A 20,705-nucleotide genomic window follows, 5' to 3' on the forward strand; every position below is an offset into this window, starting at 1 on the left:
CCTCCTCCTGAGTGAGGGAAACCTCACGACAGCTCCTCTAGCGCCTTCTTCAGCCGCAACAGCAGCGCTATATCGGTCGGGTCCCCCGTGACGGGCGGCCCGGCGGGCAGCCGCGGGGCCTCCGGATGGTGGGGCGGCCGCGGCAGCTCGCCGCGGGCCCGCCTGGGCAGCGTCCGCTCGTCCTCCGTGGCGGGCGGGTCCGGTTCCTGGCCCGGCGGACCGGGCGGATCCGGTGGGCACAGCAGGCCGGCGGCGGCCAGCCGGCGCACCGCCAGCAGCACCGAGTAGCCCGACCGCCCGATCTGCTTGGCCAGCTCCAGCGGGGTCGCCCTCCGGTCGGCCCGGACGAGCACCTCCCACTGGATCCGGTCGAGCGTCACCCCGTGCCCGGCCAGGGCGGTGGCCGGGCGCACCGGGCTGGTGTCGACGTCGGCGGACGGCCAGATCCCCGCGAGCTGGGCCCGCCGCCTGGCGCACTCGCGCACCAGCCCCGCCACGTCGAAGAACCACTGCCTGCCCAGCCAGTGCTCCTCGCCGGGGCGGAACTTCGGCCGCGTCCCGCTCATCGGCAGCAGGAAGAAGGCCGCGTCGAGCACCACGCCGAGCACGGCGTACTGGAGCTCTCCCTGCGTGATCGAGCCCTCGCGCAGCAGCCGGTCGCAGCCGCCGTCGGACTGCACGCCCCGCAGGGCCGCCTCCGACATCCGTCCCCTGGCCGTGAGCAGCCGTTCGAGGCTCGGGGTCTGGGCGCACTCCATGTACGTCACGCGCCCGTCCGACAGGAAGATGGTGCCGCTCCGCCCGACCCGCAGCGCGCCCGTCGAGCGCTCTCGGGCGAGCCCGGCGAGGAGGGAGTCCAGCTTGGTCATGGCTCACGTCGTCAGACGGCCGGCGATGGACTGGAGACGGTGCCTGGCCAGGGCGAGGTTGGCTCGCTCCAGGTCGAGGCGTACGTAGATGACGAGCGGCCCCTCGAAGACGGTCTCCATCAGCCGGAGCAGATGGTGGCCCTTGTCCGTGGTGACCATCATGTCGTCGATGCGTACGACGTCACCGGGACAGGTACGGGCGAGCCCGTCGGAGGTGGCGCGCAGCGCCTCGGTGAGCGCGGCGGCGGAGCGGTCGGCGTCGACGCCGGACGCCTGGCTGAAGGCCACGGCCATGCCGCTGGTGTGGTCGACCAGCATGGCGTCCAGCGCGCCTGGTATGGCCATGACCTCCGCCAGGCAGGTGTCGATTCCGAGCACGTGACCTCCCTCGCCATCGGTGGGACGGAGACAGCGTAGAGGTACGGAATCGCCGCGAAGCGTGATCAGCGGCTGGAGTTAATGATTTGTACGGCGATGGCGGAGAAAAACAACACCAGTACAGATAAATATGAGATTCACGAGAATTTCTCGCGGCAACGGAGGATTTCCGCGACGTTCTGCTCGGCCCATTCGGCCACCACCGACAGCGGCCCGTGGAGCGAGCGCCCGAGGCCCGTCAGCGTGTACTCCACCCGCGGCGGGACCTCGGCGAACACCTCCCGCGTCAGCAGCCCGTCCTGCTCCATCGCGCGCAGGGTCTGGGTGAGCACCTTCGGCGTGACGCCGCCGATCCGGGTGCGCAATTGGGTGAAGCGCATCGGCCCGTCGCGGAGGCTGAGCAGCACCAGCATCGACCATTTGTCGCCGATACGGTCCAGGACCACGCGGGTCGGGCATTGTGGGTCGAATACGTCACCGGTATCCACAAGGTACTTATAGCACGATGAAGTAACCAGTATCCAACAGATACTGTTGACCCCATGAAGATCCTTGTCTTTGGCGCGACCGGCATGATCGGGCAGCGCATCGTCGCCGAGCTGACCGGCCGTGGGCACGAGGTCACCGGCGTCAGCCGCTCGGGCGGCCCGGTCAAGGGCGACGTCCGCGACACCGCCACCCTGGCCAAGGGGCACGACGCGATCGTCCTCGCCATCTCGCCGCCGCGCGACGGCAGCGACCCGGAGGGCCCGTTCCTGGAGGCCAACCGCGCGGTCATCGACGGCGCCCGCGAGGCCGGAACGCGGCGGCTGATCGCCGTCGGCGGCGCGGGCAGCCTCAAGGTGCCCTCGGGCGACGACCTGGTCGACACGCCCGGCTTCCCGGACATCTACAAAAAGGAGGCGCTGGCCGGGCGGCAGGCCCTCGGCCTCTTCCGCCAGGTGGACGACCTCGACTGGACCTACATCTCGCCGGCCGCCGAGATCGCGCCCGGCGAGCGCACCGGCGTCTACCGCATCGGCAGGGAGGACCTGCTCACCGACGCCGACGGCCGCAGCTTCATCACGGCCGAGGACTACGCGGTCGCCGTCGCCGACGAGCTGGAGCGCGGCGCCCACCCGCGCACCCGCATCACTGTGGCGTACTGACTACTCGTCGGATTCATCCGGTTCGTCCGGGAGCAGCGCCTTCTCGTCGGGCTTGTGCACGAGCACGTTGTCCACGTACGACTTCGCCGCCGTGGCGAGCCCGACGTCGGCGCCCGCCTGCTCGGACAGATACCAGCGGTGGTCGAGGATCTCGTGGAAGATCTGCGCGGGCTCCAGCTTCCCGCGCAGCCCGGCCGGGATCGCGTCCACCGTCGGGTTGAACACCTCCGCCAGCCACCGGTGCGCCACGATGGCCTCGTCCTCGTGCCGCAGGCCCTTCGCCACCCGGAAGCCGTCGAGGTCGTTGAGCAGCCGCCTGGCCTGGTTCTCCTCGACGTCGAGGCCGGTCAGCCTGAGCAGCCGCCGCTGGTGGTGCCCCGCGTCCACGACCTTCGGCCGGACGATGAGCCGGCCGGTGCCGACCTTGCGCCGCACCATCATCTCGGCCACGTCGAAGCCGAGCAGGTTGAGCCGCCGGATGCGCTGCTCCACGCGGTGCCAGTCCAGCTCCTCGATGATCTCGCTGTCGTTGAGCTCGGCCCAGAGGCGGTGGTAGCGGGCCACGATGTCCTCGGCGGTCTCCATGGGGTCGATCGACGGGTGCAGCAGCCCGCCGGCCTCCAGGTCCAGCATCTCGCCGAAGATGTTGGTGTGGGCCATGTCGATGTCGGTCAGCCGCTGGCCCTCGCTGATCATGGGGTGCAGCTCGCCGGTCTCGGCGTCCACCAGATAGGCCGCGAACGCCCCCGCGTCCCGCCGGAAGAGCGTGTTCGACAGCGAGCAGTCGCCCCAGTAGAAGCCGTTGAGGTGCAGCCGCACCAGCAGCACGGCCAGGGCGTCCAGCAGGCGGGTGAGCGTGTCGGGGCGCAGGGTGCCCGACATGACCGCGCGGTAGGGCAGCGAGAACTGCAGGTGCCGGGTGACCAGCGCGGCGTCCAGGCCGTCGTCCCTGCCGGTGACGTACGCGACCGGCTCGACCGACGGCGCGTCGAGCCTGGCCAGGTCCCAGAGGAGCTGGTACTCCCGCCTGGCGTAGCGCTCGCTGATCTCCTTGATCGCGTACACCTTGCCGCCGAGCCGGGCGAAGCGCACGATGTGCCGGGAGATGCCGCGCGGCAGATCCACCAGATGGTGCTGCGGCCAGTCTTCGAGTGGGACGTCCCAGGGGAGGCGGAGCAGGTCGGGATCGCCGAGCGCGCCAGTGATCTGGAGGGGCATTCGCTCAGGATAAGGTGCGGCGGTGGACGAGTTTCTCAAGTGGTACTTTTCCGACCATCCCGTGCTCGCCAGCCTGCTGGGGGCGGACGGTTACGATCACACGCTAGGCGACTTCACCGCCGCCGCCTGGGCCACCCGCGAACGCGAGGAGATCCGCTGGGCCGAGCGGCTACAGGGCCTCCCCACCGCCTCCCTCGACGACGAGATCGACAGGGACCTCGTCCTCTCCCAGCTCAGAGGCTCGATCGCGATCGCGTCGTCCTCGCCCGAATGGCGCCGCGACCCGGGCGTCTACCTCTCGCCGGTCTTCGGCGCGATGTACACCCCGTTCCAGCGGCGGCTCCAGCCCGAGCCCGAGCTGGTCGCGGCCGCCATCTCCCGGCTGGCCGAGGTGCCCGGCGTGCTCGCCGCCTGCCGCGCCAACCTCGACCCCGACCTCGCCGCGCCGCTGCTCGTCAAGCGCGGCCTCGGCCAGGCCCGCACCGGCCGCAACTTCCTCACCCGCACCATCCCCGGCATGGTCGGGGACGACACGCTGCGCGCCAGGCTGGCCGAGGCCGCCGAGCCCGCCGCCCGCGCCTTCGACGAGCTCGTGACCTTCCTTGAGGGCTTCGAGTGCGGCGGCACCTGGCGCATGGGGGAGAAGCTCTACTCCACCCTGCTCCGCGAGCGCGAGCTCCTCGGCTACGGCGCCGCCGAGCTCCACGAGAAGGGCAAGGCCGCCTGGGCCGAGCTGGACGCCAGGATGCGCGAGGTCGCCGTCCGGGTGAACGGCGGCGAGGACTGGCGGGCGGCCATGGAGTCCCTGATGGACGACCACCCGCCCACCCTCGCCGACATGCGGGCCGAGTACGAGGCCGAGACCCTGCGCGCCCGCGCCTTCGTCGCCGAGCGCGACCTGGTCACCTTCGCCGACGGCGAGGAGTGCCTGGTGCTGCCCTCCGCCGAGTACACCCGGCCGGTCCTGTCCGTCGCCCACTACCTGGCGCCGCCGCCGCTGGCTGGCTCGCGCACCGGCGTGTTCTTCGTGCCGTACACGCCGGACGACTTCACCGAGGAGCAGGTGCGCCAGCGGCTGCGGACGAACTCCCGGGCCCAGATGCCCTCGATCGCCGTCCACGAGGCCTACCCCGGCCACCACTGGCACCTGTCGTACATGGCGGGCAACCCGCGCACGGTCAGGAAGGTCTTCCGCACCCCCTACTTCAGCGAGGGCTGGGCCCTGTACGTCGAGAAGCTCCTGCACGAGCAGGGCTACTTCGACACGCCCGCCACCGAGCTGGCCCACCTGGACTGCCGGATCTTCCGCGCCGCCCGCATCGTCGTCGACACCGCGCTGCACTGCGAGGACATGTCGATCGAGGAGGCCGAGACGTTCATGGCCACGAAGGCGTCGCTGTCGCCGGGCACCGCCCAGGGGGAGGTCAACCGCTACTGCGCCTGGCCCACCCAGGCGCCCTCGTACCTGACGGGGGCCATCGAGATCGACCGGATCCGGCAGTCGTTCCAGGGCTCGCTCAAGGAGTTCCACGACCGCATCGCCGGCTCCGGCGGCCTGCCGCTGGGGCTGGCCGAGAAGGCGGCGCTGGGATAGCGGCCGGCTCAGCCCTTCGGGGGAGTGGGGTCGTTGCCGGGGGCGATGGTGCGCTGGTCGCGCACCTTGCCGTCGGTGCCGTGGACGCGCAGCTCGCCGCCGCCGTCGCGGTGCAGCAGCTCGCGGGCCCGCTCCACCGCCTCGGCCTGGGTCGCGGCGGTGTGCAGCGCGCGCTCGGAGCCGGGCTTGGTGACCGCCCAGGTGCCGTCGGGGCGCTGGACGACGTCTCGGGAGTTGGCCTGTCCGGCCATGATCGTTCCTTTCTCGCGACTGACACTGGACCGGGCGTCTACCCAGTGATCGGCCCGGCAGTCACGCGTCAGCCGCGCCGGGGGAACGACGGGGGGTTGAGCGCCCGCTCGACCACGGCGGCCAGCTGCTCGTCCGTGAGGACGGCCGGCCGCCCGACGCCGAGCCCCCTGACGTAGACCTCGCACAGCCACTCCAGCAGCCGGGTGGCCTCGAACGCCTGCTCCAGGCCGGGCCCGATGGTCACCCCGCCGTGGTTGGCGAGCAGCGCGGCCTGCTTGCCGGCCAGCGCCTCCCGCACGTTGGCGGCCAGCTCGTCGGTGCCGTACGTCGCATAAGGGGCGACCTTGACCACGCCGCCCAGCAGCAGCGCGTTGTAGTGCACCGGCGGCAGCTCGGTCATCGTCGTGGCCACGACCGTGCCGAACACCGAGTGCGTGTGGACCACGGCCCGCGCGTCGGTGCTCGCGTAGATCGCCAGGTGCATGGGCGTCTCGCTGGAGGGCTGCAGCTCGCCCTCCACCAGGTAGCCCTCGACGTCGACCAGCGGGCACATCTCGGGCGTGAGCCGGTCGAGCGCCACCCCGGACGGGGTGACCGCGACGAGGTCGCCCTCGCGCACGCTGAGGTTGCCGGACGTGCCGATGACCAGGCCGAGCTCGACGGCGCGGCGGCCGTACGCGCAGAGCTGTTCGCGAGGGTCCATGAGGGCGCAATCTAGTCGGTCGTCCGAATACGACGCAATCGTGGTCATAGCCGGTCGAGCGCGCGCAGCATCAGCCGCTCGACGTCCACCCGGTTCAACCGGTCCGGGTAGAGCAGCAGGTGCAGGCTGAGCCCGTCCACGAGGGCGAGCAAGTGCTCGGCCAGGTCGTCGAGTCCGTCGTCGGGATGGTCGCCGCGCAGCTCGCCGGCCGCCCGCGCCTGGCCCAGCAGCTCGCGTACGGCGGCGCGCAGCTCGTCCGCCTCCGCCCGCTGCACCCCGGCCAGCCGCTCGGAGGCGAGGCTGCGGCTCCAGAAGCTGACCTCCAGCCGCGACTCCTGGGTGCGCTCGGCGTCCAGCGGCAGGTTGTCCAGCAGCAGCTCGCGCAGCGCGGCGAGGCCGCTCGCGCCCTCCACCTTGCCGGTCAGCCGCTCGCGGATGCGCTGGTGCGACTGGCGCAGCGCCGACAGCAGGATCTCGTCCTTGTCGGCGAAGTAGTGGGCCAGCACGCCGTTGGAGTAGCCGGCCTCCTTGGCGATGGCCCGGGTGGTCGCGGCGTCGATGCCGTCCCTGACGATCACCCGGCGGGCCGCCGACAGCACCTCGCGCCTGCGCTCGTCGTGGTCGACGATCTTCGGCATCGAAACCTCCACTTGACGTTTTATTCGGACGTCTGTCTATTTAGACTATGACCGTCGTCACCGTCGGCGTCCACATCGTCGACATACTCGCCAGGCCCGTCGAGCACATCCCCGAGGGCCAGGACACCGTGCTGGTCGACCAGATCCGCCTCACGGCCGCCGGCGCGGCGGCCGGCACCGCCGTGGACCTGGTCAAACTGGGCAACGACGTGGTCACCATGGGCGCGGTCGGCGACGACGAACTCGCCGACTTCCTGCTCATGGTGCTGGCCAAGCGCGGCGTCGACACCTCCTGCCTGCGGCGCAGGACGGGAGAGGCGACCGCGGCCTCGATCCTGCCGATCCGGCCGGACGGCGGGCGGCCCAGCTTCCACGTCCCCGGCGCGAACCTCTCCGTCGTCACCGCCGACCTCGACGCCGACGTGCTGCGCCGCGCCCGGGGCGTGCACCTCGGCGGCATGGACGTCACGTTCGGCCTGGGCGACCCGGCCTTCTTCGCCCTCCTGGACGAGATCCGCGCCGCCGGCACCGTCGTCACGATGGACCTGCTGTCGGAGATGCCCGACCTGCTCGGGATGGCGCGGGCCTTCCTCCCGCACGTGGACTACGTCCTGCCCAACGAGTCCCAGGCCCGGCTCATGACCGGGGCCGCGGACGCCGAGGAGGCCGCCCGCGAGCTGCTGGCCGACGGCCCGCGCGGCGTGCTCGTCACCCTCGGCGAGGAGGGCAGCCTCGTCGTCACCGGCGACGGGGCCGAACGGGTGCCGGCGCTCAAGACCGAGGTCGTCGACACGACCGGGTGCGGCGACGCGTACTGCGCCGGCTTCCTCACCGGCCTCCTCCACGGCGAGGACGTCCTCGCCGCCGCCCGCTGGGGCACGGCCGCCGCCGCCCGCGTCGCCACCGGGCTCGGCTCCGACGCCGGCCTCACCGATCTCGACTCGACCCTAAGGATGCTCCGATGAACGACGCCGACCTCCGCGCGCGAGCCGCAAAAGTCGTCCCCGGCGGCATGTACGGCCACCTCAACGCGGCCCTGTTCGCCCCCGGCTTCCCCCAGTTCTTCGAACGGGGCGAGGGCTGCCGCCAGTGGGACGTGAACGGGCGCGAGTACATCGACTTCATGTGCAGCTGGGGCCCCGTCGTGCTGGGCCACCGGCATCCGCGCGTGGAGGAGGCCGCCGCCCGCCAGGCCGCGCTCGGCGACTGCCTCAACGGCCCCGGCGCGATCATGGTGGAGCTGGCCGAGCTGCTCGTGGACCTGATCCCGAGCGCCGACTGGGCGATGTTCTCCAAGAACGGCACCGACGCCACCACCCAGGCCCTCATGGTCGCGAGGGCCGCCACCGGCCGGAACAAGGTGCTGATGGCGCACGGGGCCTACCACGGGGCCGACCCCTGGTGCACGCCCTCGCCGGCCGGCACCACGCCGAACGAGCGGGCCGACCTGGTGGAGTTCGCGTACAACTCGCTGGAGTCCTTGGAGGCCGCCGCGGCCACCGTCGAGGGTGACGTGGCGGCGATCATCGTGACGCCGTTCAAGCACGACTCGTTCGAGGACCAGGAGCTCGTCGAGCCGGCCTTCGCGCGCGGGGCCCGCGCCCTCGCCGACCGGATCGGCGCGGCCCTGGTGATCGACGACGTGCGCGCCGGGTTCCGCATCGACCTGCGGGGCTCCTGGGAGCCGTACGGGGTGCGCCCCGACCTGACCGCCTGGTCCAAGGCCATGGCCAACGGCTACCCGATCGCCGCCGTCACCGGCACCGACGCGCTGCGCGGCGCCGCCCAGACGTTGTACTCGACCGGCTCGTTCTGGTTCTCCGCGGTCGCGATGGCGGCGGCCAAGGCCACCATCGAGACCCTGCGCGACACCGACGCCATCGCCGCCATGGAACGCGCGGGCGCCCAGCTCCGCGAGGGCCTCTACGCCCAGGCGAAGGCGCACGGCTTCGTGGTCAACCAGACCGGCCCGGTGACCATCCCGTGGCTCAGCTTCGACGGCGACGCCGACCTGTCCGTGGCCATGCACTGGAGCGACGCCTGCCTGCGCCACGGCGTCTACCTGCACCCGTGGCACAACTGGTTCATGTCGGCGGCCCACACCGAGGAGGACGTCGCCAAGGCGCTCGAAGGCACCGACCTGGCCTTCGCCGAGACCCGCGCCCACTTGGGCTGAACCGGCGGGCGGGAGGTTCAGCCGGTGACGCGGTAGTGGCCCTCGCCGTATCCGCCGAGGACCCGCGCCGTCGCCGGGAACAGCGGTGACGGCAGGTCGCCGACGGCGAACCAGCGCCACGACCGGAACACGTGCGGCTCGGTGACCACGGGCTCGCCCGACCGCAGCTCCATGGTCACCGCCGCGGTCACCCGCACCACTCCCTCACCGGGATGGTCGAGCACCACGGCGGTGACCCGGGGCGGCCCGGCGTCGGACAGGCCGGTCTCCTCACGCAGCTCCCGCGCGGCGGCCGCCTCGAACCCCTCGCCGGGCTCCACCGCCCCGCCCGGCAGGCACCACGACGGCGGCTCGCCCGCCTTGACCCGCTCGCCCAGCAGGATGCGCCCGCCGGGCGCGGTGAGCACGACGCCGACTCCGATGATCCGTTCCACGGGACCTCACCGTAACGGCTCAGGACCGCTTCCTGGACTCCGCGGCGGCCCAGGCGAAGACGCCCTTCGCCATGAGGGAGCGCTCGCTCGCCGCCCGGGCCGCGAACACCTCCGCCCGCACCCGGTGCACCCCCGCGTCGTCCGGCGCGGCCAGGGCCGCCATCTCGGCCAGGTGCCCGGCCAGGCGCTCGTCGCCGTCGGACAGCGCCTTCAGCGCCGCGTCCGCCAGCGCCGAGGGGCCGCCCGCCAGCCGGGCGACCGCCTCGGCCACCACGGCGTCGGGGGCGGGCTTGAGCGTGGCCGGGTTGCCGTCGTACCAGCCGCCGTAGAGCCGCCACAGATTGCGTACGACGAACTCCGGCTCGTCGTAACGCGCCCGCAGGTAGGGCCGGTCGGCGAGGTGCGCGGGCGGGCGCACGGTGTGGATGATCTCGTCCAGCCGGGCCCCGGCGTTGAGCAGGTCCAGGGTCTGGGCGACCAGCGACTCCAGCCACTCGGCGGTCTCCAGCAGGGCCCGCCTGATGCGGTCGCGGCCGAAGATCGGCGCGCCGTGGCTGGGCAGCATGATCTCGGCGTCCATGGCGGCCATGCGGTGCAGGGCGTGCACCCACTCGCGCGGATAACGCTGCACCTTCTGCGGGTTGCCGCAGTTGGGCGTCACCCAGATGAACAGGTCCCCGGGCAGCAGCAGCCGGTGCTCGCGGACGTAGCCGATCGTGGCGTCGTCGGTCTCGCCCTTGGCGTGCGTGAGCTCGAAGGTCACCCCGGCCCGCCGGACGGTCAGCGCGTCGCGGTAGGTCACGTCGGGATGGCGGTACTCCGCCGGCCAGCGCAGGTCGTCCGCCTGGAACTGGCGCTGGTTGATCACCGCGTTGTAGCCGTTGGTGAGCACGTAGCGCCGGAAGCGGTCGCCGACGGCCTCGTGGGCGAAGACGGTGGCGCGCGGCCCCGACTCCTCGAACGGCCCCAGCCCGAAGACGTGGTCGATGTGCCCGTGCGAGTAGAACGCGGTGGTCAGCGGCGCGCGGCTCCAGGCCCGTACGTCCTCGTGCAGCCGACCGGCCGAGAACGGGCTGCCGGTGTCGAAGAGCGCCAGCTCGCCCTCGCCCGCGAAGGCGACCGCGTTGCCGAAGCCCTGCCACCAGCCGACCCCGTCGGCGATCGGGTGGACGCCGCCGCCGGCCAGGCCCGCGTCCACGATGCTGTCGTCCGACTCGCCGCGCCAGACGCGGTCCGCGTACTCCTCGATCATGCGACCACTCTGCGTCCGGGGGAGCGTCCCCGGCAAGGACCCAGCCCTGCCATAGGGTGACCTCATGGACGTCGAGAGCAGGCTCAAGGACCTTCCCGCCTGGCGGCGCGAGCGCGAGGAGATCCGGCGCACCGTCGAGGCGCCCGACTTCCCCACGGCCATTCGCATCGTCGACGCGATCGCGGTCAAGGCCGAGGAGCTCAACCACCATCCCGACATCGACATCCGCTGGCGCACCCTGCACCTGGCGCTCACCACGCACGACCAGGGCGGACTCACCGAGCTCGACTTCACGCTGGCGGCCGTCATCGACGCGATCGCCGCCGAGCACGGCGCCTGACGGGCTTCTCGCAAATACTCCCCGTAGTTTCGTGGTCACTCGTTAGAGTGGGTGGCCTCTCGGCAGCCGCCGGCTCCGGACCTTGGGGGAGTTCACATGCGCGTGCCCGCGTTCCTGCTCGTTCTGCTCGCCGCCGCCGGCTGCGCGGGCTCGCCCCCGCCCATGCACGCCGCGGGGCCGGACGAGCGCGCCGCCGCCCCGGCTGGCGCCGCCGCGCAGGCGGGCGCGGTCAACCTCTCGTCGGCGGGCGAGTTCACGACCACCGACACCGGCGTCATCGCCTACGACCGCGCGCTCGTCCCCGAGGGCGCCCAGGTCAGCGTCACCGTCGAGTCGTCGGAGGGCGCGACCCGCACCTCGCTCGTCGCCGAGGGCCTGCTGCCCGGCCGCCACTACGGCGCCCACCTGCACGCCAAGCCCTGCGGCGGCAAGCCCGACGACGCCGGTCCGCACTACCAGCACCACCCCGGCCAGATCACCCCGGCGAGTGAGGTCTGGCTCGACTTCACCACCGATGCCGACGGGGCGGGCCGGTCCACGGCCAAGCAGGACTGGGCGTTCGACCCGGCCCGCCTGCCCGGCTCGCTGGTGATCCACGCCAAGCCCACCGTGACCAGCGGCCCGCAGGCCGGCACCGCGGGCGACCGGGTCGCCTGCCTGACCCTGCGCTGACCGCGAAAACCCGGGAGAAGGGCAGCGCAGTGACCAGCCAGCCGCAGGTGGACGAGCTGGTCTGGGTCCGTACGGGCGACGACGTGATCTTCTACCAGGCCCGGCAGACGGCAGCCGCGCGCCCGCTCGCCTGAGGGCTCAGCCGAAGACGGCGGGTGGCGGGACCGGCGTCAGCACGTGGTCGCCGTCCCTGATGGGGGGCGCGCCGGCGATGAAGTTCGTCAGTGCTTCCCCGTGGACGCACCGGGCCTGGGTCAGGCCGCCGGCCGCGCGGCGGGTCAGCAGGTCCACCGGCAGCTCCGCGCGGGAGGCGGCGACGATGAGGTTGCCGAAGCGCCGCCCCCGCAGGATGCCGGGCTCGGCCAGCAGCGTCACGTGCCGGAACGTCTCCGTGACGGTCGCGACCAGCCGCCGGGCGAAGGCGAGGCCCTTGCCGTCGGCGAGATTGATCAGCAGGGTGCCCTCCGGGCGCAGGACGCGGGCCAGGTCACCCATGTACTCGGCGGTGGCCAGCTCGATGGGCATGGTCGCGCCGGTGAAGGCGTCCAGCACCACCAGGTCGGCGGTGTCGTCCCACACCTTGCCGGTGCCCGTGCGCCCGCCCTCCACGATCACCTTCAGCCGCGGCACCGAACGCAGGTCGAGCTGTTCGCGTACGAGATTGACGAGGAGGCCGTCGGGCTCGACCACGATGTGGCGCGAGCCGGGGCGGGTGGCGGAGACGTAGCGCGGGATCGAGCAGGCGCCGCCGCCCACGTGGAGACAGCTGAGCGGTCCCTCGTCGAGGAGGTCGATGACGTCCGCCATGAGGCGTACGTACTCGAATTCCAGAAATGTGGGGTCTTTGAGATCCACATAAGACTGAGGTACGCCATCCTTGGACAGCACCCAGCCGTCCTGCCTGTCCAGGTCCCGGAGAAGTTCGACCTCGCCGAACGTCACCGGATAGACCCCAGGCGCCGGTTCCCGCTGTCCACGTGTCACGCTGATCCCTCCCGGGAGAAACCGTATGCGACGCCGGAAGCTGATTGTGCTCGTTGTCGCGGTGGCCGCGATAGTCGGGGCCGGCGCGTTCGCCGTCTTCGCGGCGGACCGGGTGAAGGGGAGCGCGGCCGGGACGGCGGCGGCCTACTTCGCGGCCTGGCGCAAAGGAGACGTCCTGGGCATGGAGCGGCTGGTCCACCAGCCGCCGGCGGACTTCGTGACCCGCCACCGGGCGCTGTCGGAGGAACTGCACGTCGAGTCGCTGGCCCTGACGCCAGGACCGCTGAGGCGGACGGGGGAGGAGTCGGCGGAGGTGCCGTTCGCGGGCGTGCGCCGGCTCGCGGAGTTAGGGGCGTGGCCGTTCGACGGCACGCTGCGGCTGGCCGTCCGCGACCGGGCGTGGAAGGTCCTGTGGACGCCCGAGACGCTGCACCCGCTGCTCAAGGACGGCGCGCGGCTGGAGCTGGGGGAGATCGAGACGACCTCGGCCGAGTTCGTGACCAGCGAGGGCGACCGCATCCCGCACGACAGCTACGCCGACGCCTATCTCGACCCGCTCAAGCCCGAGTTCGCCGAGGCGCACACCGGCTGGCAGCTGCTGCTGAAGACGCCGGGGCAGCCGGACCGGTCGCTGCTCAGCAAGCAGCCCGAGGCGAACGTCGAGCGCACCACCCTCTCCCGCCCGGTCCAGGCGGCCGCCGCCCGCGCCCTGGACGCGGTGGAGGACTCCACGATCGTGGTCGTCCGGCCCAGCACCGGCGAGATCCTGGGCCTGGCCGACCGGCTGAAGGACAACTTCAGCGCCGTGCGCGACGTCTTCCCACCGGGCTCGATCTTCAAGACGGTCACCGCGGCGGCGCTGGTGCAGCACGGCCTCGATCCGCTGGCCGAGGTGCCGTGCCCCGGCTCGTACACCGTGCCCGGCTTCCGTACGATCCGCAACGACGGCGAGGTGGACCGGGGGATCATCACGTTCACCGACGCCTTCGCCCATTCCTGCAACACCACGTTCGTCGAGCAGGCGACCAACCGGCTGACCTCGGCGGCGCTGGCGGAGACGGCGGCCGCGTGGGGATTCGGCCGGCAGCTGGTGACCGGGATCGGCGGGAGCTGCGGCACCGTCCCGGTGACCGACAGCGTGGACACCTTCGCCGAGGACGTGATCGGCCAGGGCGAGGTGGTGACGACGCCGCTCTGCATGGCCGCGCTGGCCGCCGCCGTGGAGAGCGGCACCTGGCGCTCGCCCCGGCTGCTGTCGAAGGAGCAGGTGCGCCGCGTGGACGGCGTCACGAGCGAGGACGTCCGCATGGACCAGCGCGTCGTGCAGGCGCTCAGGGACATGATGGCGGCCGTCGTGGACCACGGCACGGCGTCCGGGATGGGGCTGCCCGCGGGCGTGGCGGGCAAGACCGGCACGGCCGAGACGCCGGACGGCCGGTCGCACGCCTGGTTCATCGGATACCGCGATGACCTGGCCTTCTGCGTGTTCGTCCGGCACGGGGGATCGGGGCGCGGCGCCGCCGTGCCCATCGCCGTCCGCTTCATCAACGGCCTCTAACCTACGGTACCGTAGCTTTCATGACGACCTTGACCGTTAAGCCCAGGCTGCGCGGTTGGCTGCATGCGGGCGCGCTGCCCGTGGCCCTGGTCGCGGGCTTCGTGCTCGTGGCGCTCGGCCCGACGCTGCAGGCCCGCCTGGCCTCCGCCGTCTACGCGATCACCTCGGCGCTGCTGTTCGGCATCTCGGCGACCTACCACCGGAGCACGCTCGGGCCGAGGCTGGCCGCCGTCCTGCGCCGCTTCGACCACGCGAACATCTATCTGATCATCGCGGGCACCTACACGCCGTTCGCGCTGCTCGCCCTGGAGGGCGCGGCGCAGGTGGCGGTGCTCGGCATCATCTGGGGCGGGGCGTCGGCGGGCGTGCTGTTCCGGCTGTTCTGGCTCAACGCGCCGCGCTGGCTGTCCACCGCGCTCTACCTGCTGCTCGGCTGGACCGCGATCTTCGTGATGCCGCAGCTCCTGGAGGGCGCCGGGGTGGCCGCCGTGGTGCTCGTCGCGGTGGGCGGCGTCTTCTACTCCGCCGGCGCGGTGGTCTACGGGCTGCGCCGCCCCGACCCCTCGCCCCGCTGGTTCGGCTTCCACGAGGTCTTCCACGCCTTCACCCTCGCCGCGTACCTCGTGCAGTACATCGCGGTGTCCATCGTGGTCTACTCGCACGTCTGATCGGCCCGTCTGATCGGCCCGTCTGATCGGCGCGTCTGATCGGCACGGCGGCGGCCGTTGAAGAACTTCACTTAATGGGTACATATACCGTAATTTTTACGTGTGGGTCGGCGCTTCACCGGAGATGCGCGCGACCTGTCCGCCCACAGTGGAGGCGACATGGACGTACACACCCGCCTTGCCCGCCACCTGCTCGTCGACGGCTACCGCCTCGTGCTCGACCTGGAGCTGAGCCGCGGATCCTGGCTCGTCGACGCGCGCGACGGCCGCCGATACCTGGACTTCTACACCTTCTTCGCCTCCGCCCCGCTGGGCGTGAACCCGCCCTTCGACCCTGATTTCGTCCAGTTGCTCGGCCAGGTCGCGCGGAACAAACCGGCCAACCCCGACATGTACACCGAGCACCTGGCCGATTTCGTGGAGACCTTCGTCCGGGTGCTCGGCGACCCCGCCCTGCCGCACCTGTTCTTCGTCGAGGGCGGCGCCCTGGCCGTCGAGAACGCCCTCAAGACCGCCTTCGACTGGAAGAGCCGGCGCAACGAGGCGGCCGGCCGCTCCCGCGACCTCGGCACCAAGGTCATGCACCTGACCCGGGCCTTCCACGGCCGCAGCGGCTACACCATGAGCCTGACCAACACCGAGCCGGGCAAGACCGACCGCTTCCCGACCTTCGACTGGCCGCGCGTCGAGGTGCCCGCCACCCATCTCGGCGATGTCGAGGCGGCCGAGGAGCGCGCCCTGGCCCAGGCCAGGGCCGCGTTCGAACGGCATCCGCACGACATCGCCTGCTTCATCGCCGAGCCCATCCAGGGCGAGGGCGGCGACAACCACATGACGTCCAGGTTCCTGCAGGCCATGCAGCGCCTGTGCCACGAGTACGACGCCCTGTTCGTCCTGGACGAGGTCCAGACGGGCGGCGGCACGACCGGCACGCCGTGGGCCTACCAGCAGCTCGGGCTGGAGCCCGACGTCGTGGCGTTCGCCAAGAAGGTCCAGGTCGGCGGCATCATGGCCGGCCGCAGGATCGACCTGGTGCCCGACAACGTGTTCCAGGTGAGCGGCCGGATCAACTCCACCTGGGGCGGCGGGCTGGTGGACATGGTCCGCAGCCGCGGCATCCTGGAGATCATCGAGCGCGACGGCCTGATCGAGCGCGCCGGGACGCTCGGCACCGTACTGCTCGAACGGCTCGTCAAGCTGGAGGCCGAGCATCCGGAGACCGTCTCCGGCGTGCGCGGGCGCGGCCTGATGGCCGCCTTCGACCTGCCTTCACCGGCCGCCAGGGACGCCCTGGTGGCCCGGCTCAGGGAGGATCACGGCGTGCTCGTGCTCGCCTGCGGGCCCCGCTCGGTGCGGCTGCGCCCGGCGCTCAACATCCCGGAGGCCGACCTCGACCACGGGCTGCGCGCCCTGGCGGCCGCGCTCGACGCCGGGACGCCGGTCACTGAGTGACGCTGGTGGCGGTGCGGCGCGGACCGAGGTAGCGCCAGAAGAAGTTGAGCAGCACGCTCACCCGGTTGCGCCCGCCCAGCAGGTAGGCGATGTGGACGAAGATCCAGATCAGCCAGGCGGGGAACCCGCGCATGGTGAGCCCGCTGGGCCGCTCCAGCACCGCCTCCGCCTTGCCCACCGTCGCCATGATGCCGGGGTCGCTGTAGCGGAACGGCCGCAGCGGCTCGCCCTTGGCCGCGGCGATGATCTGCCGCCCCACATGCTTGCCCATCTGCAACGCCGGCTGGGCGAGCTGGGGGAGCGGCTTCGGCGGCGCGCCCAGGTCGCCGGCCACGAAGATCTCCGGATGCTCCGGCACGTTCAGCGCCTCGGTGAGCGTGATCCGCCCGCCCTTGCCCTGCGGCAGCCCCCAGTCGGCGACCTGGTCGGGCGCGGTGACGCCGAGCGCCCACACGGTCACGTCGCTCAGCAGCCGCGTGCCGTCCTTCAGCACCACCGCGTCCGGCTCCACCGAGGCCACCGTCGAGCCCAGGCGCATCCGCACGCCGCGCCGGCGCAGCGCGTTCTCCGCCGCCTGGCGCAGCCGCGGTTTGTACGGGGCCAGCACATAGTCGAAGCGCTCCACGAGAGTCACGCTCGTCTGGTCCGGCCGGATCTCAGGATGCGTCAGCGGCAGCGTACGGCGGCGCAGCTCGGCCAGCGTGCCGGCCACCTCGACGCCGGTCGCGCCCGCGCCCACCACCACGACGTGGGTGCTCTCGCGCCGCCCGGCCGCCGTGTCCTCCAGGTAGTGCTGGAGCCGCCGCCGCAGGGTGGCCGCGTCGTTCAGCGAGTAGATGGGCAGCGCGTTCTCCCTGGCGCCCGGCACGCCGAGCCAGTTCGTGGTCACGCCGGTGGCCAGCACGAGGTAGTCGTACTCCAGCGAGCTGCCGTCCTCCAGCTCCACCCGCCGCTCGTTCGGCAGCACCTTGCTGAGCGCGGCCCGGCGCGCCCGCACGTTCGGCCATTTGGCGGCGAAGGTCCTGATCGGGTACGACACGTCCGCCGTGCCCATGCCGGCGGTGGCGACCTGGTAGAGCAGCGGCTGGAAGGTGGAGTACGGGTTGCGGTCCACCACGGTGACCAGCGCCCCGCCCTTGGCCAGCTCCCGGGTGGCCGCAAGGCCGGCGAAACCGGCCCCGACCACCACGACCCGCGCTCTCCGTACCATGACCGGTTTCCTCCCCCTCGACGGCGCCATGGACTCCTATGACTCCGTCAGCGTCGGTTAAACCACCGTGCGAAGAAAGGCCCCCTTTCCCTGCCCGCCGGGAAATGGGGCTACGGTGATCCTTGGGAGGAGATCACCGATGTCGCAGCAAGTGACCACCATCGAGCGCCTCGGCCACCGCATCGCCGAACGGCGCGAAGCGCTCGGCCTCACCGGCGAGGAGCTGGCCGAACGCGCGAAGGTCGAGGCCGGCTACGTCGCCTACCTCGAAGGACGGGGCGGGCTGCCACTGCGCGAGGCGCTCGCCCGGCTGGCCGGAGCCCTGGAGACGACCGTGGAGGAGCTGCTCGCCGAGCCGCCTGCGGGCGCCGGGCCCGCCGCCGCGCACCCCGAGCTGGTGGTGCTGGACGAGAAGGAGAGCCTGCGGCTCCTGGAGCCCGGCGGCGTGGGCCGCATCGCGTTCGCCGGCCGCTACGGGCTCACCGTCCTGCCGGTCAACTTCCGGCTGCTGGACGGCGCGATCGTCTTCCGCACCGCGACCGGCGGGTCCACCGACGAGGACCTGCGCACCGGCGTGGCCGACGTCGAGTACATCGTGGCCTTCGAGGTCGACCGGATCGAGGAGCGCACGCGGGGCGGCTGGAGCGTCCTGGTGCAGGGTTCGCTGCACCACGTGACGGACGAGGAGGAGCGGGCGGCGGCCGTGTCCACGGGCGTCGAGCCGTGGGCGGGCGGTGACCGCGCTCAATACCTCAAGATCACGCCCACCCGCGTGACCGGCCGCCGCATCGTCCCGGGCACCTGAGCGACCGCCCGCACCCTGCCCCGGCCGGCACTCCGGCCGGTGGCCGGCTACTGGTGGCGGGACCTCCAGAGGCCGATGGCGGTGACCCGGCTGTCCACGCCGAGCTTGGCGTAGATCCGGTTCACGTGGTTCTTGACGGTCTTCTCGCTGAGGAACAGGCGCCGCGCGATCTGACCGTTGGACTCCCCGTCGGCGATGAGGTCCATGACCTCGATCTCGCGTTTGCTCAGGGACGTGAACACGCTCTCGAACGCTGCGTCGTCGACTCTCATCCGGCCTCCGGGGGCGCGAAGACGGTCAGATCGCCGAGGCCCCCGCGCTTCCGGCGTTAGCGGTAGACAGCGAGCATAACCCGCATTGTCGTGATTTGGTGGCGATTGTCGGGAGAAAAACGACGACGGCCGGTCCATCAGGACCGGCCGTCGTGCGCTTGGGGTGAGTGAAGGGACTTGAACCCTCGACACCCAGGACCACAACCTGGTGCTCTGCCAACTGAGCTACACCCACCATGGCCGCCCGCGCGAGGCGGCACAGGAAAAGTGTAGCGGGGTTCGGGAGTCTTTACGCCACTCCTTATCCGCTGACACGCCCGGCTCAGCCGCTGACCCGCTCCGCGAGCCCTCGCGCGGTCACCGAATCGGGCCCCGGCTGCTCCACGAAGATCGCCGCCCGGTAGTAGCGCAACTCCCTGATGCTCTCGGTGATGTCGGCGAGCGCGCGGTGCCCGCCCTGCTTCTCCGGCGCGGCGAAGTAGACCCGTGGATACCAGCGGCGGGCCAGCTCCTTGATCGACGACACGTCGATCATCCGGTAGTGGAGATGGCCGTCCACCGCGGGCATGTCACGGGCCAGGAACGTGCGGTCGGTGCCGATGGAGTTGCCGCACAGCGGGGCTTTCTTCGGCTCGGGCACGTGGCGGCGGATGTAGTCGAGCACGAGCGACTCCGCCTCGGCCAGCGTCATCCCGCCGGCCAGCTCGGGCAGCAGCGCGGAGGCGGTGTGCATCTCGCGCACCACCTGCGACATCTGCTCCAGTGACTCCGGCGGCGGCTTGATGATCACGTCGACGCCTTCGTCGAGCTGGTTGAGCTCGCTGTCGGTGATGATGCAGGCCACCTCGATCAGGGCGTCGCGCCCGAGGTCGAGCCCGGTCATCTCGCAGTCGATCCAGACCAGCAAGTCACTCATACGATCTCCTCGCCCAGCGGCTCGGAGCGATCCGCCCGCTTGTTACCCCCAACAGCCTAGTGCCACTGGTCACGCGGGCTTGAGCGAGCCGACGACCTTGCCGACCACGTCGGTGCCGAGATTGTCCGGCACGGAGACGTAGAGGAGGGCCGGCTGCTCGTTCGCGCCGCGGTCCATGAGCACGATGGCTCCGGTCTCCTTCTTCCACTTGTAGCCGTTCTCCTTCGCCGCCTTCGTGAAGTCCAGCTCGAACTGCAGCAGCCAGCCCTCGCGGTCGCCGATCTTGATGGCCTTGTCGGCCGCGATCTTGGTCTCGTGCGCGACCGAGTAGAACTGCGCGAAGTCCATGAACACGGCCTGCGCGGTGGCGCGCAGACCGGAGGCGCCGGTGTACGGGTAGAGCTCGTTGAGCACGCCCGTGGAGACGTTGCCCACCCAGGTGCCGCCCTTGCCGTCGTAGTTCTCGTGCGAGGTCTTCTCCACGCTCGACGACCAGAGCTGGCGGGTGGGCGGCGGGTTGTCCGGGTTGAGCTGCGGAGGCACCGACCAGCCCTCGGGCACCTCGTACGAGATCCCGGTCCGGGTGTCGGCGATCCGGCCGTCGGCGGGCTGCGGCGGCGGGGAGTTCTGGCCGGGCGACGGCTGCCCGGAAGGCGGCTCGGAGGGCGGCTCCTCGGTCGGCTCCGGCGGCACGTAGGTGTCGCCCGGAGGGGGCAGCGCGCTCGACTCGCCGCGGTTGACGAGGAAGATCCCGCCCGCGACGAGCAGCGCGACCACCACGAGCGCCGCCAGGCCGCCGAACACCCACGGCATCGGGTTGCCCTGCTTGGGCGGCGGGGCGTAGCCGCCGGGCCCCTGAGGCGGACCGCCGGGGCTCCAGTGCGGCTGCGTGGGCGCCGGCTGGCCGTAGGCGGACTGCCCGTAGGTCGGCCCGCCGTACTGCGACGTCGGGTTCGCGGGTGTCGCCGACCAGTCCGGCCGCGCCTGCTGCTGCGGGCCGGAGGCCGGCTGCTGCTGCTGGGGGTGGGGCTGGGACTGCGGTGCGGGCCCCTGCTCCTGGACGTGGGTGGCGTCGGTCCACTGGCTGCCGTCCCACCAGCGGAGCTTGGGCTCGCCATAGGGGTCCGGATACCAGCCCGCGGGGGTCTGGGTGGTCATGTTGGCCA

General features: G+C 71.8%; 24 protein-coding genes and 1 tRNA gene. 10 read left to right on the plus strand and 15 right to left on the minus strand.

Features of this window, described 5'->3' with window-relative positions:
* Nucleotides 1-23: 23 nt before the first annotated feature.
* From SMD20_RS38915 to SMD20_RS38925, 3 genes are all read right to left on the minus strand, one after another.
* Nucleotides 24-869, minus strand: coding sequence for a DUF4388 domain-containing protein (locus SMD20_RS38915; protein WP_329590844.1), 846 nt, complete (start codon nucleotides 867-869; stop codon nucleotides 24-26).
* 3 nt (nucleotides 870-872) lie between these two features.
* Complete coding sequence (locus SMD20_RS38920) at nucleotides 873-1,247, minus strand: roadblock/LC7 domain-containing protein (RefSeq protein ID WP_091078097.1); 375 nt, start codon at nucleotides 1,245-1,247, stop codon at nucleotides 873-875.
* A gap of 137 nt (nucleotides 1,248-1,384) precedes the next feature.
* The gene (locus SMD20_RS38925; protein WP_329590848.1) at nucleotides 1,385-1,735 is read right to left on the minus strand and encodes a winged helix-turn-helix transcriptional regulator; all 351 of its coding nucleotides are present in this window, start codon (nucleotides 1,733-1,735) and stop codon (nucleotides 1,385-1,387) included.
* A gap of 54 nt (nucleotides 1,736-1,789) precedes the next feature.
* Between SMD20_RS38925 and SMD20_RS38930 the strand changes: the two genes are divergently transcribed.
* Nucleotides 1,790-2,395: an NAD(P)-dependent oxidoreductase gene (locus tag SMD20_RS38930; protein WP_329590850.1), complete on the plus strand. Its 606-nt coding sequence runs from the start codon at nucleotides 1,790-1,792 to the stop codon at nucleotides 2,393-2,395.
* On the opposite strand, the gene SMD20_RS38935 is transcribed toward SMD20_RS38930, so the two are convergent.
* Nucleotides 2,396-3,613, minus strand: coding sequence for a DUF4032 domain-containing protein (locus SMD20_RS38935; protein WP_329590852.1), 1,218 nt, complete (start codon nucleotides 3,611-3,613; stop codon nucleotides 2,396-2,398). It lies immediately after the preceding gene.
* A gap of 22 nt (nucleotides 3,614-3,635) precedes the next feature.
* Between SMD20_RS38935 and SMD20_RS38940 the strand changes: the two genes are divergently transcribed.
* A complete protein-coding gene (locus SMD20_RS38940) occupies nucleotides 3,636-5,207 on the plus strand; it encodes a DUF885 domain-containing protein (protein WP_329590854.1) in 1,572 nt (523 codons plus the stop codon).
* Between the two features lie 8 nt (nucleotides 5,208-5,215).
* Here the strand turns inward: SMD20_RS38940 and SMD20_RS38945 are convergent, their stop codons facing one another.
* From SMD20_RS38945 to SMD20_RS38955, 3 genes are all read right to left on the minus strand, one after another.
* Entirely contained in the window at nucleotides 5,216-5,458 is a 243-nt protein-coding gene (locus SMD20_RS38945; RefSeq protein WP_329590856.1) for a DUF2188 domain-containing protein, read from the minus strand.
* A gap of 68 nt (nucleotides 5,459-5,526) precedes the next feature.
* Nucleotides 5,527-6,162 (minus strand): class II aldolase/adducin family protein, encoded by a 636-nt coding sequence (locus SMD20_RS38950; RefSeq protein ID WP_329590857.1) that lies wholly within the window; start codon nucleotides 6,160-6,162, stop codon nucleotides 5,527-5,529.
* 44 nt (nucleotides 6,163-6,206) lie between these two features.
* On the minus strand, nucleotides 6,207-6,800 hold the full coding sequence (locus tag SMD20_RS38955; RefSeq protein WP_329590859.1) for a TetR/AcrR family transcriptional regulator: 594 nt from the start codon (nucleotides 6,798-6,800) through the stop codon (nucleotides 6,207-6,209).
* A 47-nt stretch (nucleotides 6,801-6,847) separates the two neighbouring features.
* On the opposite strand from SMD20_RS38955, the gene SMD20_RS38960 reads away from it, so the two are divergent.
* Complete coding sequence (locus SMD20_RS38960; RefSeq protein ID WP_329590861.1) at nucleotides 6,848-7,765, plus strand: carbohydrate kinase family protein; 918 nt, start codon at nucleotides 6,848-6,850, stop codon at nucleotides 7,763-7,765.
* Nucleotides 7,762-8,976: an aminotransferase class III-fold pyridoxal phosphate-dependent enzyme gene (locus SMD20_RS38965; RefSeq protein WP_329590862.1), complete on the plus strand. Its 1,215-nt coding sequence runs from the start codon at nucleotides 7,762-7,764 to the stop codon at nucleotides 8,974-8,976. Before SMD20_RS38960 ends, SMD20_RS38965 begins: the two co-directional genes overlap by 4 nt.
* A 17-nt stretch (nucleotides 8,977-8,993) precedes the next feature.
* On the opposite strand, the gene SMD20_RS38970 is transcribed toward SMD20_RS38965, so the two are convergent.
* Both SMD20_RS38970 and SMD20_RS38975 read right to left on the minus strand, forming a co-directional pair.
* Nucleotides 8,994-9,410, minus strand: coding sequence for a nucleotide triphosphate diphosphatase NUDT15 (locus tag SMD20_RS38970; protein ID WP_329590864.1), 417 nt, complete (start codon nucleotides 9,408-9,410; stop codon nucleotides 8,994-8,996).
* A gap of 19 nt (nucleotides 9,411-9,429) precedes the next feature.
* Nucleotides 9,430-10,662, minus strand: a complete 1,233-nt coding sequence (locus SMD20_RS38975; RefSeq protein ID WP_329590865.1) for an alkyl sulfatase dimerization domain-containing protein — start codon at nucleotides 10,660-10,662, stop codon at nucleotides 9,430-9,432.
* 64 nt (nucleotides 10,663-10,726) lie between these two features.
* On the opposite strand from SMD20_RS38975, the gene SMD20_RS38980 reads away from it, so the two are divergent.
* Both SMD20_RS38980 and SMD20_RS38985 read left to right on the plus strand, forming a co-directional pair.
* Nucleotides 10,727-11,002 (plus strand): 4a-hydroxytetrahydrobiopterin dehydratase, encoded by a 276-nt coding sequence (locus tag SMD20_RS38980; protein WP_329590867.1) that lies wholly within the window; start codon nucleotides 10,727-10,729, stop codon nucleotides 11,000-11,002.
* Between the two features lie 96 nt (nucleotides 11,003-11,098).
* Nucleotides 11,099-11,674, plus strand: coding sequence for a superoxide dismutase family protein (locus tag SMD20_RS38985; RefSeq protein WP_329590869.1), 576 nt, complete (start codon nucleotides 11,099-11,101; stop codon nucleotides 11,672-11,674).
* 138 nt (nucleotides 11,675-11,812) lie between these two features.
* Here SMD20_RS38985 and SMD20_RS38990 read toward each other — a convergent pair whose 3' ends face one another.
* Entirely contained in the window at nucleotides 11,813-12,658 is an 846-nt protein-coding gene (locus SMD20_RS38990; RefSeq protein ID WP_329590871.1) for a spermidine synthase, read from the minus strand.
* Between the two features lie 25 nt (nucleotides 12,659-12,683).
* On the opposite strand from SMD20_RS38990, the gene SMD20_RS38995 reads away from it, so the two are divergent.
* The 3 genes from SMD20_RS38995 to lat all read left to right on the plus strand — a co-directional run bounded on the left by SMD20_RS38995 (nucleotide 12,684) and on the right by lat (nucleotide 16,336).
* Nucleotides 12,684-14,216: a penicillin-binding transpeptidase domain-containing protein gene (locus SMD20_RS38995; protein WP_329590872.1), complete on the plus strand. Its 1,533-nt coding sequence runs from the start codon at nucleotides 12,684-12,686 to the stop codon at nucleotides 14,214-14,216.
* Nucleotides 14,217-14,236: 20 nt separating this feature from the next.
* Nucleotides 14,237-14,884, plus strand: coding sequence for a PAQR family membrane homeostasis protein TrhA (gene trhA, locus SMD20_RS39000; RefSeq protein ID WP_329590874.1), 648 nt, complete (start codon nucleotides 14,237-14,239; stop codon nucleotides 14,882-14,884).
* Nucleotides 14,885-15,043: 159 nt separating this feature from the next.
* The gene (gene lat, locus SMD20_RS39005) at nucleotides 15,044-16,336 is read left to right on the plus strand and encodes an L-lysine 6-transaminase (RefSeq protein WP_329590876.1); all 1,293 of its coding nucleotides are present in this window, start codon (nucleotides 15,044-15,046) and stop codon (nucleotides 16,334-16,336) included.
* Here lat and SMD20_RS39010 read toward each other — a convergent pair.
* Nucleotides 16,326-17,546, minus strand: a complete 1,221-nt coding sequence (locus SMD20_RS39010) for an NAD(P)/FAD-dependent oxidoreductase (RefSeq protein ID WP_329590878.1) — start codon at nucleotides 17,544-17,546, stop codon at nucleotides 16,326-16,328. The genes lat and SMD20_RS39010 overlap by 11 nt on opposite strands.
* A gap of 139 nt (nucleotides 17,547-17,685) precedes the next feature.
* Between SMD20_RS39010 and SMD20_RS39015 the strand changes: the two genes are divergently transcribed.
* Nucleotides 17,686-18,351 (plus strand): helix-turn-helix domain-containing protein, encoded by a 666-nt coding sequence (locus SMD20_RS39015; protein WP_329590880.1) that lies wholly within the window; start codon nucleotides 17,686-17,688, stop codon nucleotides 18,349-18,351.
* A 47-nt stretch (nucleotides 18,352-18,398) separates the two neighbouring features.
* Here the strand turns inward: SMD20_RS39015 and SMD20_RS39020 are convergent, their stop codons facing one another.
* From SMD20_RS39020 to SMD20_RS39035, 4 genes are all read right to left on the minus strand, one after another.
* Complete coding sequence (locus SMD20_RS39020) at nucleotides 18,399-18,623, minus strand: helix-turn-helix domain-containing protein (RefSeq protein ID WP_091078046.1); 225 nt, start codon at nucleotides 18,621-18,623, stop codon at nucleotides 18,399-18,401.
* A 159-nt stretch (nucleotides 18,624-18,782) separates the two neighbouring features.
* Nucleotides 18,783-18,858 (minus strand) — tRNA-His (locus SMD20_RS39025).
* Between the two features lie 87 nt (nucleotides 18,859-18,945).
* The gene (gene orn, locus SMD20_RS39030) at nucleotides 18,946-19,539 is read right to left on the minus strand and encodes an oligoribonuclease (protein WP_329590881.1); all 594 of its coding nucleotides are present in this window, start codon (nucleotides 19,537-19,539) and stop codon (nucleotides 18,946-18,948) included.
* Nucleotides 19,540-19,608: 69 nt separating this feature from the next.
* Complete coding sequence (locus SMD20_RS39035) at nucleotides 19,609-20,697, minus strand: DUF2510 domain-containing protein (protein ID WP_329590882.1); 1,089 nt, start codon at nucleotides 20,695-20,697, stop codon at nucleotides 19,609-19,611.
* Between the last annotated feature and the right edge of the window lie 8 nt (nucleotides 20,698-20,705).

Source organism: Nonomuraea sp. LP-02, assembly GCF_036289125.1.
Taxonomy (GTDB): Bacteria; Actinomycetota; Actinomycetes; order Streptosporangiales; family Streptosporangiaceae; genus Nonomuraea; species Nonomuraea bangladeshensis.

What these genes read in the sequence shown, in the direction of transcription:
- SMD20_RS38915 (WP_329590844.1), bottom strand. Translation starts at nt 869, where the DNA reads ATGACCAAGCTGGACTCCCTCCTCGCCGGGCTCGCCCGAGAGCGCTCG.
- SMD20_RS38930 (WP_329590850.1), top strand. Translation starts at nt 1,790, where the DNA reads ATGAAGATCCTTGTCTTTGGCGCGACCGGCATGATCGGGCAGCGCATC.
- SMD20_RS38935 (WP_329590852.1), bottom strand. Translation starts at nt 3,613, where the DNA reads ATGCCCCTCCAGATCACTGGCGCGCTCGGCGATCCCGACCTGCTCCGC.
- SMD20_RS38945 (WP_329590856.1), bottom strand. Translation starts at nt 5,458, where the DNA reads ATGGCCGGACAGGCCAACTCCCGAGACGTCGTCCAGCGCCCCGACGGC.
- SMD20_RS38950 (WP_329590857.1), bottom strand. Translation starts at nt 6,162, where the DNA reads ATGGACCCTCGCGAACAGCTCTGCGCGTACGGCCGCCGCGCCGTCGAG.
- SMD20_RS38955 (WP_329590859.1), bottom strand. Translation starts at nt 6,800, where the DNA reads ATGCCGAAGATCGTCGACCACGACGAGCGCAGGCGCGAGGTGCTGTCG.
- SMD20_RS38960 (WP_329590861.1), top strand. Translation starts at nt 6,848, where the DNA reads ATGACCGTCGTCACCGTCGGCGTCCACATCGTCGACATACTCGCCAGG.
- SMD20_RS38965 (WP_329590862.1), top strand. Translation starts at nt 7,762, where the DNA reads ATGAACGACGCCGACCTCCGCGCGCGAGCCGCAAAAGTCGTCCCCGGC.
- SMD20_RS38975 (WP_329590865.1), bottom strand. Translation starts at nt 10,662, where the DNA reads ATGATCGAGGAGTACGCGGACCGCGTCTGGCGCGGCGAGTCGGACGAC.
- SMD20_RS38980 (WP_329590867.1), top strand. Translation starts at nt 10,727, where the DNA reads ATGGACGTCGAGAGCAGGCTCAAGGACCTTCCCGCCTGGCGGCGCGAG.
- SMD20_RS38985 (WP_329590869.1), top strand. Translation starts at nt 11,099, where the DNA reads ATGCGCGTGCCCGCGTTCCTGCTCGTTCTGCTCGCCGCCGCCGGCTGC.
- SMD20_RS38995 (WP_329590872.1), top strand. Translation starts at nt 12,684, where the DNA reads ATGCGACGCCGGAAGCTGATTGTGCTCGTTGTCGCGGTGGCCGCGATA.
- trhA (WP_329590874.1), top strand. Translation starts at nt 14,237, where the DNA reads ATGACGACCTTGACCGTTAAGCCCAGGCTGCGCGGTTGGCTGCATGCG.
- lat (WP_329590876.1), top strand. Translation starts at nt 15,044, where the DNA reads ATGGACGTACACACCCGCCTTGCCCGCCACCTGCTCGTCGACGGCTAC.
- SMD20_RS39010 (WP_329590878.1), bottom strand. Translation starts at nt 17,546, where the DNA reads ATGGTACGGAGAGCGCGGGTCGTGGTGGTCGGGGCCGGTTTCGCCGGC.
- SMD20_RS39015 (WP_329590880.1), top strand. Translation starts at nt 17,686, where the DNA reads ATGTCGCAGCAAGTGACCACCATCGAGCGCCTCGGCCACCGCATCGCC.
- SMD20_RS39020 (WP_091078046.1), bottom strand. Translation starts at nt 18,623, where the DNA reads ATGAGAGTCGACGACGCAGCGTTCGAGAGCGTGTTCACGTCCCTGAGC.
- orn (WP_329590881.1), bottom strand. Translation starts at nt 19,539, where the DNA reads ATGAGTGACTTGCTGGTCTGGATCGACTGCGAGATGACCGGGCTCGAC.
- SMD20_RS39035 (WP_329590882.1), bottom strand. Translation starts at nt 20,697, where the DNA reads ATGACCACCCAGACCCCCGCGGGCTGGTATCCGGACCCCTATGGCGAG.